Source organism: Roseibium sp. (assembly GCF_048260565.1).
Classification (GTDB): domain Bacteria; phylum Pseudomonadota; class Alphaproteobacteria; order Rhizobiales; family Stappiaceae; genus Roseibium.
Window position 1 is genome coordinate 114181 of sequence record NZ_JBLXGP010000003.1, and the last position, 13298, is coordinate 127478.

A 13298-nucleotide genomic window follows, 5' to 3' on the forward strand; every position below is an offset into this window, starting at 1 on the left:
ATTCGTCGGATTAGTGAAAATTGAAAGTATTCCGGACAAGGCTTGTTAAAGCGGTTTTTGTAGTTTGCCCGCGTCAGAGGTAGGGCAGGCAGGAACAGTGTTTTCCTCACAGGCAAAAAGAAGGCTGTTTTCACGCGGGGTTGCAGAAACCCTGCTGATCGCGTTTTTCTTCCACGGCTACGGTGCGCCGATATTCGACGGCATGCGCCCTGACTTCCTCGACAAGCCTCTTTCCGAGTATCGTCTGGCGGTACAGACCGTCAGCAGCGGTCGCGATATCGGCTTTGAACAGCCGTTGCTCGACGCGCTCGGCCCGCTCAAGCAGGTTGTGAAAAGCGCGTTTACGCCGGTGTAATTCAGAGCCGTCTTTTTGTCGGTCAGTTCCGCAAAGGCGGATCGACGGTCAGCCGGTTGGAGCGGCAGCCCGAGCGGTCGACAGCCCGGCACGAGCGGAAAGTGAGATCCTTGTTCAGACAGATTTGCACTTCCTTGAGCCGTCCGCCGGTGCAGGTGACGGCCATGGCGGCGTCGTGCAGGCCGGGATTTGCCAGGCGGAATGCCTTTTCCACCGCATCAGGGGCGATTTTTCCCGACCGGTCTATTGTGTTGAAAGCCGCGGGAATTCTGACCTTCTCGAATGCCTGCCGGGTCAGGTCGAAATAATCTTCAGGACTTAGACCGGAGCAGGTCCCGTGCTTGCGCCACTGATGCCGCGCAAGGCTGCGGCTCGGCATGATGTCGAGAATGCCGGAAACGGTGTTCCGGTCCGGTTCTCTTGTATTGCTCCGGCAGAAGTCCGGCCAGCCGCGTTCATACTGTGGCCATAGTCCGTGTACGATGAACCGGTGCGGCCGGGACGCATTGCACTGCAGAGGATCCGCATTGCGTCCGGCCGACCGGCAGTAGGTCGGCGACCAGGACAGGCTCAGGACGTAATAGTCGAAATCGCCCGGCGTTCCTCCCGCCCTGGTCGGCATTGAAGTGCCAAGCATCAGGAGAAAGGTCAGGACCAGTGCCCGCAGGGTACGGACAGGGAAAGGCATCATGAATCAGCGCGGGCGGGTCGTGCTGCAATGCGCGCCGTAGACGCGCCATTTATCGAGTGGCGCCAGGCAGGCTTCGACATTCCAGCTGATCCCGACGAAACCGGCGTTTTCCTCAACCAGGTAATGAACAGCGCGCACGCTGCCGTCGCTCAGGCTTGCGGTTCCGCGGCAGTAGCGGCGCGCGAGCGGGCTCACGCCGTCCACCTGGTAGCGTGTCTCCCGGATCTTGGTAATGCCGGTAATCGTCCGGCCGCCCGCATAGTCCAATTGCGCCCGCGCCAACGTGCCCGCGACCGCGCTTTGCACGGAAGCGGCCGTGCATTCTGGCACTCTCGGATCCTTGTGGAAGGAAAAATAGGCGCGGTTCTCGGCTGCTGCGCCACTTGCATAGAATGCGGCGGCCATCGCAAGGCCGAGACTGAATTTCCGGAGCAAAAACACGGCGAACCTCCAGGGGGGCAAATCAATGGGTAAGACGATGGTGGACTGGGCCCGCAAGGTCAAGCCGTGCGGACCAATCTCCGGTACCAAAAGCGATCGGACCTATTCTTCGATCAACTGTTCAACCTGCCAGCCGGCGCCGGGGCCTTGATGCAGGACACGGCTCAACCAGGGCAGAATTTCCTTCATGTCTGCCGCCAGCGTAAAGGGCGGATTGATGATGGTCATGCCGGATCCCAGCATGACCGTATCCGGCCCGCTTTTGCCGACATTCAGTTCCAGCGTCAGCACATCGCGGATACCGGTTTCGGCCAGGGCGTCGTGGAACCGGCTCAGGCCCTTGCGGTCTTTCAGCGGATACCAGACGGCGAAGATCCCGGTCTGCCATTTCTTCCACGCCTTGCAGACAGCGCGTGCCATGCGGTCGAATTCGTCGGTGACTTCGAAGGCCGGGTCGATGATGGCCAACCCTCTCTTTTCCTTCGGCGGCAGGAAACTTCCCAAAGCGAGCCAGCCGTCGAGGTGGATGGTCTTGACCTGGTGGTCTCCCTGGAACAGTCCGGCCAGTGTCTTGAAATCTTCCGGATGGAGTTCGGTCAGGGTCAACCGGTCGACCGGCCGCATCAGTGCCCGGGCAAGCGCCGGGGATCCGGGATAGGCCTTGAACGAACCATCCGGATTTTGCGCGGAGATCACGTCGAGCCAGGGTTTGAGCAGGGTCTCCACAGTCTCGGGAATGTCCGCTGCCAAAACCTTGCCGACCCCCTGCCGCCATTCGCCGGTCCTGGCCGTTTCCTTCGAGGTCAGGTCGTATTGGCCGATGCCGGCATGGGTATCGAGGATCCGGAACGGCTTGTCCTTGCGTTGCAGATAGACAATGAGAAGGCTCAGCACGATGTGCTTCAACACATCGCCGATATTGCCGGCGTGATAGGCGTGGCGGTAGTTCATGGCAGCTGCCTGCAGATCCGATACCGGTTCCGGTTGGTCTCAGTCATTGGACTTTTCCAGAAAGACGACGGCCTTGTCGCCATGATCCAGTCGGCCGATCTCCCTGAAGCCGAGTCTGGAATGAAATTTCATCGAGCCCGGATTGGGCGGCCGCTCATTGACCTCGCACAGGACGGTGCGACCGCTGTCCTTCTGAAGCGCGAACAGGGCCCGGTAGAGGGCTTCGCCAATCCCCTTGCCGCGGGCGTTCTCGCCGACGCAGATCCGATCCGTGTAGGCAAAGCGCTGCCGGTTGCGGGAGACCCAGGCATAATTCGGGCTGTCGTAATTCTGTCCTTCGGCCAGACACAGAAGGAAACCGGCCGGGTGACCGTCCAGATCCGCGACGAGACAGACAAGCGCGTCGGCAATCAAGGCGGCAAACTTGGTGTCTGTGAGTTCGCTCACAGCGGGAACGGCCGCATTGTTCATGGGCAAAAGCGTTGCGAGATCGCTTTCGCGGTAGGGTCTGATGGTGACCGGGCTGGGGTTCGTCATGGAGTAGGGCTCAGTTTTCGGGGGCAAAAAAACAGACGACGGCCCGAGGAGGCCGTCGTCCCTGTCGCTGTTCCGCACCGTATTTCCGGTGCAGAGGTCTTATTCGTTCATGTCGTCCGCGCTGTCGTCATCCGCAGCCGGAGACTCGCCTTCCGCCAGCTCCTGCAGATTGACGGCCTTCGGTCCCTTGCCGCGCCGGTCCGGCTCGGTTTCAAAGGAAACCCTCTGGCCGCTGTCCAGCGTGGTCATGCCCGACCGTTCAACCGCGGAAATATGGACGAAGACATCCGCGTCACCCGCATCCGGCGTGATGAAGCCGAAGCCCTTGTCGGTCTTGAAGAACTTCACGGTTCCCGACTGACGCGGACCACGTTCCACCGGCCCTTCGTCCGGTCGGGGGCGCCGCTGGCGGAAACCGTCTCCGCCGCCACCGCCACCGCCACCGCCGTAGCCGCCGCCTTCGCGACCGCCGCCACCGCCGTAGCCGCCGCCTTCACGACCGCCGCCGTAGCCGCCGCCTTCGCGACCGCCACCGCCACCGCCGTAGCCGCCACTGCGACCACCGCCGTAGCCGCCGCCTTCACGACCGCCGCCATAGCCGCCGCCGCCTTCGCGCCCGCCGCCATAGCCGCCGCCGCCTTCGCGCCCGCCGCCGCCGTAGCCGCCACTGCGACCACCGCCGTAGCCGCCGCCTTCACGTCCGCCACCGCGGCCGCCGCCGTAGCCGCCACCGTCTCTGTCACCGCCGTACCCGCTTTCACGTCCGCCGCGTCCGCCGCCGTAACCGCCATCATCGCGACCGCCATAACCGCCGCCACCATAACCGCCGCCGAAGTCACCACCGCCGCCAAAATCGCTGCCGAAGTCCTGCGGACCGCCGAATTCGCGCTTGCCGCCGCGCCTTCCACGCGAGCGACGGTCCGAATCGCCATCGTGCATTACTGAATCACCCTAGTCTTGTGCCACCCGCTTGAGGCACGTAATCCATTGAATTTACTCGCAAAAAAATTGCGAGCTGCTCCATGAAAGGCACCAAAGCATATGCCTTTCAACATAAGAGGATTGGGTTGAAACAAGGAAGCCGCATCCCGATCCATTCCGCTGCGATTTCATCATAAGGGTGTGTCGGCAAAAATCGCAAGCGAATCCTTGGGTGAACGCTATTGAATTGACGTAGGGGCAGGCCAGATGGACGGCCATTCGGACAGCGGAACTTCCTTGCCGTCACATGTTTGCCGGGACGCTTCTTCAATCATGACGAAACCGGATCCGGTCCATTCCCAACGGTTCCAGGTGCCGCATTCGCCAAGGCCAGAGCCCTTGAACAGGCCTTCCAGATAGTGGCGTGCCGGGTTCCATTTGGCGTTGTAGATGATATCGGTGGCTACCGGTCCCTTTTCCGCCATCCGGGCGAGATGGAGCTGGCTGGCAATACCTTCTGCCTTGGCCAGAATGGCAATATAGGGGGTGTTGTAGGCACTGGGCACACCGCAGGGCAGGATATAAAGCGCGGAACTTTCACCCAACGGTACGGAAACCGCGTCCAGGCTGGCGAAGATCGCCGGATCGATATCCGAGCACGACCGGCTTGCATCCCAGACGGAGCGGACCGCGGGGGGAAGCTGATCCGGATTGGCGATCGCATCCGCGTGGGGCGCGTCCTTGCTTTCGCCCGTTCCAGGCGATGTGATCGAGGAGGTGGTGCCGATCCGGTTCTGGCGGGCATCGATCCAGGAAAGGGCGTGCGAAAGGCCGCCGAGCTCGACGGTCACTTCCGTTTTTTCCGGAGCCACCGGCAGTTCGATGACCAGTTTCGAAGCCTTGCCGATCTTTTCGAGCAGGCTACGGGTGGCTTGCCCCGTCGGATACCAGAAGCCTTCGCCTCCGATCGGGCGGAAGCCTTCGGGTGAAACCACCGACGCCTGGATATCGCGCAATTCGGCGACCGGCAGCGTATCCTCCACCTTGCCGTCGACGATGAACCGGATCTCGCCGTCATCGGAAAGTGGCGTATTGGTCGTTATCCGCAGCAGGGGATCCGCGTTGGCGGGCCAGTCACGAATGACGCGGACATCGACCCAGGTCGACTGACCGCGCACGAATGTAGACGTGTAGCACAGCCCGGTGTTGCCGCAGCCGAGGGACCATGTGTCCCAGGTCGGCGGCGTTCGGTCGTTGCCGGCATGCGCGCTCACGGCCTCCAGGAGGAGGGCGGCGGCTAATACAACAATCCTGAACAACGTGCGCGTCATGGGCCCGGATATCTGCTTTCAGGTTTCGCCTGTTCAAATTCAGCTTCTTCTTGTACGAAAAGCGGAACCGAAGGTGAAGCAGGAATGACAAGAAACATGTGCGCGCAAGGTCTTATGGAAATCAAGACCAAGGCGAGCCTTCATTTCTGCTACTCAAGTTCATGTCACAAGAAACGGAGACACCCTTGCCGGACAACGACCAGCCGCCCATCCAGATCATGGTGATCCCGGTGACCGCCTTTCAGCAGAACTGCTCCCTGGTCTGGGATCCGAAGACGAAGGCAGGGGCCGTGATCGATCCGGGCGGCGATGTGCCAACGATCCGGAAGGCCATTGAGGAACAGGGAGTTACGGTCGAAAAGATCGTTCTTACCCATGGCCATATCGATCATGTCGGCGGTGCGGCCGACCTGGCGGCCGAACTCGGGGTGCCGGTCGAAGGTCCGCACGAGGCGGACCGGATGCTGATCGAACGGGTTGCCGATCAGGCGCGCCAGTTCGGCGTCTCGGAGGCCAAACCGGTGGAGCCGGACCTGTGGCTAGTCGACGGCGATACGATAGAGATGGCCGGACGGACGTTCCAGGTCCTGCATTGCCCGGGGCACGCGCCCGGCCACGTGGTCTTTTTCGATCCGGAACTCAGATTCGCGTTTTCCGGCGACGTGCTGTTCGCCGGGTCCATCGGGCGGACGGATCTGCCGGGCGCTGACCACGCCACACTGATTGCCTCCATCAAGGAAAAGCTTCTGCCGCTCGGAGACGATGTGTCGTTCCTGCCCGGTCACGGTCCGGCATCGACCTTCGGTCATGAGCGGGAAAGCAATCCGTTCCTGCGCTGATCTCGCACCGGTTTTCAGGGACGGTTTCGTCAGAGCAGGGCGCGCAGCTCGTCTTCCTTGTCGTTGACCAGCCAGCCGTAATAGTTCTCGCGCGGCCAGGCTGCACCGCTTCTGCGGAAGGCTGCCGCCCGTGACCACGGATCGCCCAGGTTATACAGGGTGGCCGTCAGTCCCGGGTTTTTCGAAATGTCCACCTTGCCGACGGACTTGTAGGCCTCGATCGCGTCCTGGATGACGGCGGCCATGTAATGCAGCGAGATGTCCGGGTCCATCGTGGCCCTGTAGACTTCCTTGGCATTGGAGGCGTCCAGGGCGCGGTAGCGGCTTTGACGGGCGACGCGGTCGGTCATCTTCAGGACTGTCAGCGGACTGAGCTGGCCAAGACCGAAGCTCTGCCCGGCATAAAGCGGCTGGAAGAACGTTTCGTTGAAGTTCGTGCCGGGATAACGGGTGCCGTCGACCCTCCGGTTCCGGAACTGGCCGTTCCACACGCGCTCGTAACAGGACCACAGACGGTCGCTGTCCGAGGCGGTCTTTCCCTTGCGGCAACGGTCGAACTGGGGTTTCTGAACGAAATCGATCACGTTTTCGTCGTTGTATTCAAAGCTGATATCGATGCCGGCATAGGCAAGCGCCTTGATGTAGTAGGACTGGGCGCTGTCGAGTGTGTCGTAGTTGTAGGTGTGTTCGCCGACAATGGCGCCGATCATATGGATCGGGTCGATGCCGTAGACCTTCGCGACGCGTTTGATGGACGAAATCAGCCGGCGGTCGCGCTGGAGAACGGCCAGCACCTTTTCGAATTTCGCATCATAGCTGGATTTGGCGGCTTTGGTGCGTCGGGCCGACGCGAACGGGATGCTCGGCTGATTCCGGTAGCGGTTTCCTTCCGGAACGACGCGCACCTGGGCCGCCGCGGCTGTCGTATGCGCGGCAAAATAGCCGGTTCCCGCCAGCGGCAGGGCCACGGCAAGTGCGGCGGCGGTGTGAACAAGACGTTTGTATATTTTTCTTCCGAACATTGCCGGTGCTCCAGGACCAGGCTCAAAATATTAAACGCGGCCTGCCGGTATCGTTGGACTTCAAGCATTGCCGGCGCCGAACAGGACGAACCAGGAACGCGGTTTATCACCGAATCCTGCGAATCCCGTAAACGCCGGCGACAAGAAATCATCCCGCAACGTTACTTGCAAGCTGGCCATGTGGCCTCATTGACCGGTTTTTATACCTGTCAAACAAAAGATGCGCGTTTCCAGATTGAACCTAACATTGATGCGAATAGGTGAAGACCAGCGTGTCCGTGGTGTACCGTCCGGTGGGGCGGCACTGGTTGTATACCTCCCGCGTGCCGCTGACGGTCACCTGAAGCTGGTCGGAGCGGACGGGGCCTTCAACCGCATATTCCAGCGGCGTGCCGGGGCAATATCTGGAAAACACCCGTGCGGTGCCCCGGTACCAGTTCCCCTGCTTGACGCCGTTGAACAGCAAGGTGCCGCGCCGGACACCGCCGGCCTGCAGTTGCGGCCGGGGGGCTTCATAGCTGATCCAGCGCTGGTTGCCCTTGGCCTGAAGCCGCATCAGCGACCCGTTGTGGGTCCAGCAACTGTCGGCGCTTGCCGCCGTCGAGAAGGTCGCCGCCGCCAGGAGGGCGAGTGCCGCAGCCTGCCACCGTCCGCCGGCCGTGCGGGAGCCTTGTGATCCGGAGTGTCTGTTTTTTCGCATGTGTCGAAACCCCCTTCGTTTGCTGCCCGTGACCTTACAGCGTCCCCGGCAGGCGTCTGTGACGTAAAGCACGCTTTGGCCGCTGCGGTGTTTCCGAGGAGGGGCGTGAGGACGACCAGCTCATGGATCCTGGCGCTTGCTGCCAAGGACGGGGCCCATGCGCAGGCGGACGGCGCGCGGCACCTTCATGTGGTCGAAGAATTCCTTGTGTCGCATCAGGCCGCAGAGTTCGCGCTGGATCGTGACATGCCAGAGCGCTTCGCCGGCTTCTGCCATGAGCCGATCGTGCTTTTCACGGGCTACTTCGTCGGCGTCCGGATCGGGGTCGGGCAGCCGGGCGAGCGCTTCTTCCAGCTTCCGGTTCAAACGGGCGAGGGTCCCGGCCTTTTCGTTGAAGATTTCCTGCTCCAGGGCCGCCGAAAGCGGGTCCTGCAGGTCCTTCGAATAGGCTTTGGGCGGGCGTACGGTCATGCAAACGGCTCAGATGTCTCGTCCAAAAAGCTTGCCCGATCCCGCGAGGAATGCAACCGGTCATGGAAAAGCCCGGAGCAGGACGCTCCGGGCCTTGCTTTTCGGGTGCCGATCGAGCCCGGCAGGGTCAGTCGCGCAGCTTGACCACGACGTCGTCGTCGCCGTCCTTCTTCTTGCCGCCGTCGGCGGTATCTTCGGTGAGGCCCAGTTCCTCGGCCGGACCCCTGCCTTCCATGGCCATCTGGTAATTGGCAATGACGGACTTGAGCTGGGCGATCTGGTCGTTCGCGGAGTCGACCTGGATCTTGTACTTCTGCAGTTTCTTGTTCTCTTCCACGAGATCTTCCAGATTTTCAGCGTATTTCTGGTTCTGCTTGCGCTCGTGATTGAGATCGGTCAGGGCCGAATTGTAGCGCAGGTTCACCTCACGCAGCTTGGCGCTGGTCGAGATCAGCTCGTTGCGGTCCTTCTCGTGGTTCTTCTGCGCGCTGTCCAGCAGTAGTTCGATTTCCTGCATGCGCTTCATCAGGGAGCGGTTGCGCTCCTTGATGGAGGAGTTTTCGCGAGTCGTTTCCTGCAGCGACTGGGCGCCGATGCGGCGCTGGGACGACAGGTTCTCGATCTCGGCGTTCAGCGCGTAGACCTCGTTGTCGTGCTTGCGCTGTTCTTCCTCCAGCCGGGACTTGGAATAGGCCAGTTCCTGGCGGGCGACATCCATGTGCGACTTCAGGTCGATGTTGTCGTTGCGCAGATCGATGATCTCGCGCTTGGCGGCCTCAAGCTCGTTGGAGGCGCGGCTGTTCTTCTTGACCTCCTCTTCCAGAAGCGTCGCGCTCTCGGAGAGGTTCTGCTGCAGTTCCTTCTCGCGCCGGGTGATGGCATCCAGTTCGGACTTCAGGCTTTCGGCGTGATCCTCCAGGGAGTCGTATTTCGCCTTGAGGTCGTTCAGTTCGCCGGTGAGTTCGGCAATCTGGGAATTGGCTTCCACGAGCTGGGCGCTCTGGTGGCGGTATTCCTCGTTCACCCGCTTGTTGTTGTCGCGGATGGTGACGATGTCGTTGCGGGCGGTTTCCAGGGCCGTGCGGGTCTCGGTGGACCGCTTGCGCAGGGAATGGACTTCCGCCTGGGCTTCTTCCAGCTGGGTGGACAGCGACTTGACCTGGTGCTGTACGTCCAGAAGGTCGGTCGACAGCTTGGCGTTTTCCGACTTCAGCCGGACTTCGGTTTCAACGTGCTGACGGGAGGCTTCGACGAATTCGGCCAGCAGGTGAATGCTGTTCTGGGATTCCATCGCCAGGGCATTCATCTGATCGAAGGTCTTGCTGAGGCCGCCGATGCGGGTCTTCAGGCCGTCGAGCGTATGCATTTTCTCCTGCATCCGCAGCGCAAACGGGGAAATCTGCGCGACGTTCGATGCTGTATCGTCCGCTTCCATATGCGTCGCACCGGCGGTACCGGCGTCCTCTGGCCGCTCCCGCGCGTCTTCGCCAGACCGCGAGCTCTTGGAAAAAATGCCCATAACCGACTCCTGTCTTACGCGAGCGGCTTGCTGCCGACGCGACTCCGCACTTTATTAACTCATTTTTAACCGATCTTGCCGGTCGCTTTCAACGATCAGCCAGATTTAGCCCCAAAACAGGAACAGGGAAAGGTTCGCGGCCAAATTTTATCCCGCTGTTGCACCAGAGTCTCTGCGGAAATCCTGGCAGTGGATTACTGCTTGAGATCTTGTGCGAAACTGCGGTAGATGCGCCTCCGGAATGACCGGCCGGCAGAGTGATTCGCTTCCTGGACGACGCAGGTGGACCTCGCGGCGTTGCAGTGCGATAATGACGGCCCGGTCAAGACAGATTTTTTGACGGACGTTTCCAGATGAGCGATACGAACCTGAAACCGCGGATCAAGCCGCGGCTCAAGGCCGAGCGGCCGAAGCTTTACCGCGTTGTGCTCCTGAACGACGACTTCACGCCACGGGAATTCGTCGTGACGGTTCTGAAAGGCGAATTCCGGCTGGATTCCGCCCAGGCCGAAATCGTCATGCTGACGGCGCACCAGAAAGGCGCCTGCGTGGTCTCCGTCTATCCGAAGGACGTTGCCGAAACCAAGGCCGACCGCGCCGTCGCCGCCGCCCAGAAACGCGGCTTCCCCCTCCAGTTCACGGTGGAACCGGAGGAGTGAGGCATGTCCGGCCTTTGGCCGGCCAATCGACAACGATTTGTCGATTGGAATGCCGAACGCGCGGAGCCATAGCGGAGCGCAACGGGCGACAACGATTTGTCGATTGGAATGCCGAACGCGCGGAGCCCTAGCGGAGGGCTGGAGCAGCCGACAAAAAGCCAACGATTTGGCTTTTTGAGTTTCGAACGCGCGGAGCCATAGCGGAGCGCAACAGGCGCAAACGATTTTGCTTTTTGAACGACGAACGCCCGGAGCCCTAGAGGAAGGCCGGAGCGTCAGAAGTCTGACGATTTCAATTGAGTTTTCCCGACAAAGACCGTGGCTCGCCGGTCCCGGATCTCCGCTGCGCTACGTCCGGGATGACACCGATAGGGATGGCGGGGCGGAGCCCCCTTGCTCCCCTCAAACGAACTGGAAATCGTCCGCGTGCAGGCTGGCGAGGGCGACGCCGTCGAGGGTGACGCTGGCGACCGAACTTACCGTGATGACCGTGTCGGAGCCGGATGTGGAGGCTGCGGCGAGCACATCGCTGTAGTCATGGAAGACGGCTTTGGAAAAGACGATCCTGTCGTCGGTGCCCGCACCCGCTGTGAAGTCCGTGATGTGGTCCAGGCCGAAATTCCTGCCCCGGAAAAAGAAGGCGTCATGGCCAGAGCCGCCGCTCATGGTGTCGTTGCCGTCGGAGCTTGACGAGAGCAGAAGGTAGTTGGTGCCCGCTGCGGACTCCGCGGAGAAGACATCCGTGGCGCTGTCGCCGTTGAAATCGCCGGTCACCACATTTTCCGACGAAAGGAACCAGGCGGGGTCCATGTAGTTCGGGATTTCCACGAAGGAATTGTTGATGCAGGTGTAGAACTTGACCTCGCCGGAGCCGGTCCAGGTCAGGATCAGGTCGTCCGTGCCGTTGCCGTCATAGTCGCCGATCAGGACGCGGTCCGGGGTGTCGGTGAGGCCGCTCGGACCGGCGTAGGAACTCGAATAGTCGAAGCCGCCGCCTGCATTGCCGAAGAACAGGCGGGTGTCGCCGGTGTGAGCCCAACCGAAGAGCAGGTCGGCGCGTCCGTCGCCGTTGAAGTCTCCGGTGAGGGTCTTGTCCGGATAGCCGTTGATCGCGGTGGCTCCGATCGGGCTGCCTGCGCTGGAGAAACCGCCGCCGGCTGTGCCGAGGAACAGCTTGTTCTCACCGTAGTGATCCCAGGTGAACATCAGGTCGTCGCGGCCGTCGCCGTTGAAGTCGCCGACAAGAGTGTGATCAGGGCTGCCGTTGATCGCCCTTGGGTCGATCGGGCCGACGACCCTGGTGAAACCGCCGCCGGCTGTGCCGAGGTACAGATTATTTGCGCCGTAGTGATCCCAGGTGAAGATCAGGTCGTCACGGCCGTCGCCGTTGAAGTCGCCGACCAGCGTATGATCGGGATAGCCGTTGATGCCCCTTGAGTCGATGGGGACACCGGCATCGGTGAACCCGCCGCCGGCGGTGCCCAGGAACAGGCGGTTTTCGCCGCGGTAATCCCAGGTGAAGATCAGGTCGTCGCGTCCGTCGCCGTTGAAATCGCCGATGAGGGTATGGTCCGGAAAACCGTTGATCCCGGCAGCGGGAAGCGGGCTGCCGGCGTCGGTGAAGCCGCCGTCGGCCTTGCCGAGGAACAGGCGGTTCTCGCCGCGGTGGTCCCAGGTGAAGATCAGGTCGTCGCGGCCGTCGCCGTTGAAGTCTCCGGCCAGGACATGGTCGTGGTAGCCGTTGACGGCGCGGTGGTCGACATTTTCGACCGCCAGGAAGGCGTAATTGTAACCGCCGTTGAGCGTGTCGCTCTCGCTGCCGCCGTTGAGCGTGTCGTTGCCGAAGTCGCCGAGCAGGTTGTCGTTGCCGCCGTTGCCGGTCAGCACGTTGTTCGCGGTGTTGCCGATCAGGATGTCCCAGCCGCCTCCGCCGATGGCGTTTTCGATCACCGTGCCGCGGGCGATGGCCAGGTTACCGGTCAGGCCGCGCACGCTGGAATAGGTCTCGGCAACCAGATTGATCACCTGGCTGCCGCCGTAGCCGCTGAAGTCGAGCGTATCCGTGCCGCCGTTGTCGATGATGGTGTAGGACACCGGAGACAGGTAGGAGAGCTGGTTGTAATAGCCGCCGGCGTTGGAGCTGTAGCCATAGGTGGTGTCGCCGGTGCGCAGGGTGGAGGCCGTGCCGTAGAGAGTCTGGGCTGCGAGGATATCGGCGATCATCGGGGTGATCACCCAGGCGAAGCTGGCGTCGACGTAGGTGTTCTCGGTCTGCGAGAAATACGACATGATCGACCCCTGCCAGGAATCGTTCAGGTAGTCGTTGTCGACGCCGTAGGTGGCTGAGCCGTTGTAGTTGCCGGCATGGCCGAGGCCGAGCGCGTGGCCGATCTCGTGGATGAAGGTCTGGAACGAATAGCTGTTCAGTCCGGTGCCGTAGGTGCTGATCCAGGCGGTCGAGACGTTGACGATGGACTGGGTGATCGTGTTGCCGTAGCCGTAGGACTGGCTGTAGGCGCCGGTGTAATCGTCGTAGAAGTAAAGGTTCGCCGAACTGGAGGTGGTTGAACTGAAGTTCAGGCCGGTCACGTAGGACCAGGCCTGCAGCGCCGTTGTGGCCAGCGTCTGGCCGGCGGAGGTCAGGCCGGTGATGTTATAGGTCAGCGTCGCCCCGGCCGACACACCGAAGGAGCGCCAGCTGTAGCCGTTCGAATTCCAGTAGCCGTTGACCAACTGGTCTGCGATCTGGTCGTTTGTGTAGACGCTGCTCATCGAGGGGTCCGGCGAATCCGTGCCTGATTCTTTTGCGTTCGACTCTTGTTAAGAAACTTAAAGAATTTGCTAATTCGATGTCCAGTGGC

Annotated in this window: 14 protein-coding genes; 3 read left to right on the forward strand and 11 right to left on the reverse strand. The window is 61.4% G+C overall.

Annotated elements, in window-relative coordinates; genetic code table 11:
• The first annotated feature begins 97 nt into the window (after positions 1-97).
• Entirely contained in the window at positions 98-355 is a 258-nt protein-coding gene (locus tag ACN0SO_RS08735; RefSeq protein WP_417676640.1) for a hypothetical protein, read from the forward strand.
• A 22-nt stretch (positions 356-377) separates the two neighbouring features.
• On the opposite strand, the gene ACN0SO_RS08740 is transcribed toward ACN0SO_RS08735, so the two are convergent.
• The 6 genes from ACN0SO_RS08740 to ACN0SO_RS08765 form a co-directional block, all read right to left on the reverse strand.
• Entirely contained in the window at positions 378-1043 is a 666-nt protein-coding gene (locus ACN0SO_RS08740) for a ribonuclease T2 family protein (protein WP_417676642.1), read from the reverse strand.
• Positions 1044-1049: 6 nt separating this feature from the next.
• Positions 1050-1487 carry a cytoplasmic protein gene (locus ACN0SO_RS08745; protein ID WP_417676644.1) on the reverse strand — a complete coding sequence of 146 codons (438 nt, stop codon included), beginning with the start codon at positions 1485-1487 and terminating at the stop codon, positions 1050-1052.
• A gap of 102 nt (positions 1488-1589) precedes the next feature.
• Positions 1590-2438 (reverse strand): 23S rRNA (adenine(2030)-N(6))-methyltransferase RlmJ, encoded by an 849-nt coding sequence (locus ACN0SO_RS08750; protein ID WP_417676646.1) that lies wholly within the window; start codon positions 2436-2438, stop codon positions 1590-1592.
• A gap of 39 nt (positions 2439-2477) precedes the next feature.
• Positions 2478-2975, reverse strand: a complete 498-nt coding sequence (locus tag ACN0SO_RS08755; protein ID WP_417676648.1) for a GNAT family N-acetyltransferase — start codon at positions 2973-2975, stop codon at positions 2478-2480.
• Positions 2976-3074: 99 nt separating this feature from the next.
• A complete protein-coding gene (locus tag ACN0SO_RS08760) occupies positions 3075-3914 on the reverse strand; it encodes a cold-shock protein (RefSeq protein WP_417676650.1) in 840 nt (279 codons plus the stop codon).
• Between the two features lie 221 nt (positions 3915-4135).
• Complete coding sequence (locus ACN0SO_RS08765; protein WP_417676652.1) at positions 4136-5170, reverse strand: DUF1176 domain-containing protein; 1035 nt, start codon at positions 5168-5170, stop codon at positions 4136-4138.
• 218 nt (positions 5171-5388) lie between these two features.
• Between ACN0SO_RS08765 and ACN0SO_RS08770 the strand changes: the two genes are divergently transcribed.
• Positions 5389-6066, forward strand: a complete 678-nt coding sequence (locus ACN0SO_RS08770; RefSeq protein ID WP_417676654.1) for an MBL fold metallo-hydrolase — start codon at positions 5389-5391, stop codon at positions 6064-6066.
• A gap of 29 nt (positions 6067-6095) precedes the next feature.
• Here the strand turns inward: ACN0SO_RS08770 and ACN0SO_RS08775 are convergent, their stop codons facing one another.
• From ACN0SO_RS08775 to ACN0SO_RS08790, 4 genes are all read right to left on the reverse strand, one after another.
• Positions 6096-7088 (reverse strand): DUF1402 family protein, encoded by a 993-nt coding sequence (locus ACN0SO_RS08775; RefSeq protein WP_417676656.1) that lies wholly within the window; start codon positions 7086-7088, stop codon positions 6096-6098.
• 241 nt (positions 7089-7329) lie between these two features.
• The gene (locus tag ACN0SO_RS08780; RefSeq protein WP_417676658.1) at positions 7330-7788 is read right to left on the reverse strand and encodes a hypothetical protein; all 459 of its coding nucleotides are present in this window, start codon (positions 7786-7788) and stop codon (positions 7330-7332) included.
• A gap of 120 nt (positions 7789-7908) precedes the next feature.
• Positions 7909-8259 (reverse strand): DUF6665 family protein, encoded by a 351-nt coding sequence (locus ACN0SO_RS08785; protein WP_417676660.1) that lies wholly within the window; start codon positions 8257-8259, stop codon positions 7909-7911.
• A gap of 127 nt (positions 8260-8386) precedes the next feature.
• Positions 8387-9778 carry a hypothetical protein gene (locus tag ACN0SO_RS08790; protein WP_417676662.1) on the reverse strand — a complete coding sequence of 464 codons (1392 nt, stop codon included), beginning with the start codon at positions 9776-9778 and terminating at the stop codon, positions 8387-8389.
• A 353-nt stretch (positions 9779-10131) separates the two neighbouring features.
• Between ACN0SO_RS08790 and clpS the strand changes: the two genes are divergently transcribed.
• A complete protein-coding gene (clpS, locus tag ACN0SO_RS08795) occupies positions 10132-10437 on the forward strand; it encodes an ATP-dependent Clp protease adapter ClpS (RefSeq protein ID WP_346894051.1) in 306 nt (101 codons plus the stop codon).
• A gap of 402 nt (positions 10438-10839) precedes the next feature.
• Here clpS and ACN0SO_RS08800 read toward each other — a convergent pair whose 3' ends face one another.
• A complete protein-coding gene (locus ACN0SO_RS08800; protein ID WP_417676664.1) occupies positions 10840-13209 on the reverse strand; it encodes an FG-GAP-like repeat-containing protein in 2370 nt (789 codons plus the stop codon).
• Positions 13210-13298 lie beyond the last annotated feature (89 nt).

Excerpts from the sequence above, each read along its gene's own strand:
- ACN0SO_RS08740 (WP_417676642.1), bottom strand. The coding sequence starts at position 1,043 with ATGCCTTTCCCTGTCCGTACCCTGCGGGCACTGGTCCTGACCTTTCTC.
- ACN0SO_RS08750 (WP_417676646.1), bottom strand. The coding sequence starts at position 2,438 with ATGAACTACCGCCACGCCTATCACGCCGGCAATATCGGCGATGTGTTG.
- ACN0SO_RS08755 (WP_417676648.1), bottom strand. The coding sequence starts at position 2,975 with ATGACGAACCCCAGCCCGGTCACCATCAGACCCTACCGCGAAAGCGAT.
- ACN0SO_RS08760 (WP_417676650.1), bottom strand. The coding sequence starts at position 3,914 with ATGCACGATGGCGATTCGGACCGTCGCTCGCGTGGAAGGCGCGGCGGC.
- ACN0SO_RS08770 (WP_417676654.1), top strand. The coding sequence starts at position 5,389 with ATGTCACAAGAAACGGAGACACCCTTGCCGGACAACGACCAGCCGCCC.
- ACN0SO_RS08775 (WP_417676656.1), bottom strand. The coding sequence starts at position 7,088 with ATGTTCGGAAGAAAAATATACAAACGTCTTGTTCACACCGCCGCCGCA.
- ACN0SO_RS08780 (WP_417676658.1), bottom strand. The coding sequence starts at position 7,788 with ATGCGAAAAAACAGACACTCCGGATCACAAGGCTCCCGCACGGCCGGC.
- ACN0SO_RS08785 (WP_417676660.1), bottom strand. The coding sequence starts at position 8,259 with ATGACCGTACGCCCGCCCAAAGCCTATTCGAAGGACCTGCAGGACCCG.
- ACN0SO_RS08790 (WP_417676662.1), bottom strand. The coding sequence starts at position 9,778 with ATGGGCATTTTTTCCAAGAGCTCGCGGTCTGGCGAAGACGCGCGGGAG.
- clpS (WP_346894051.1), top strand. The coding sequence starts at position 10,132 with ATGAGCGATACGAACCTGAAACCGCGGATCAAGCCGCGGCTCAAGGCC.
- ACN0SO_RS08800 (WP_417676664.1), bottom strand. The coding sequence starts at position 13,209 with ATGAGCAGCGTCTACACAAACGACCAGATCGCAGACCAGTTGGTCAAC.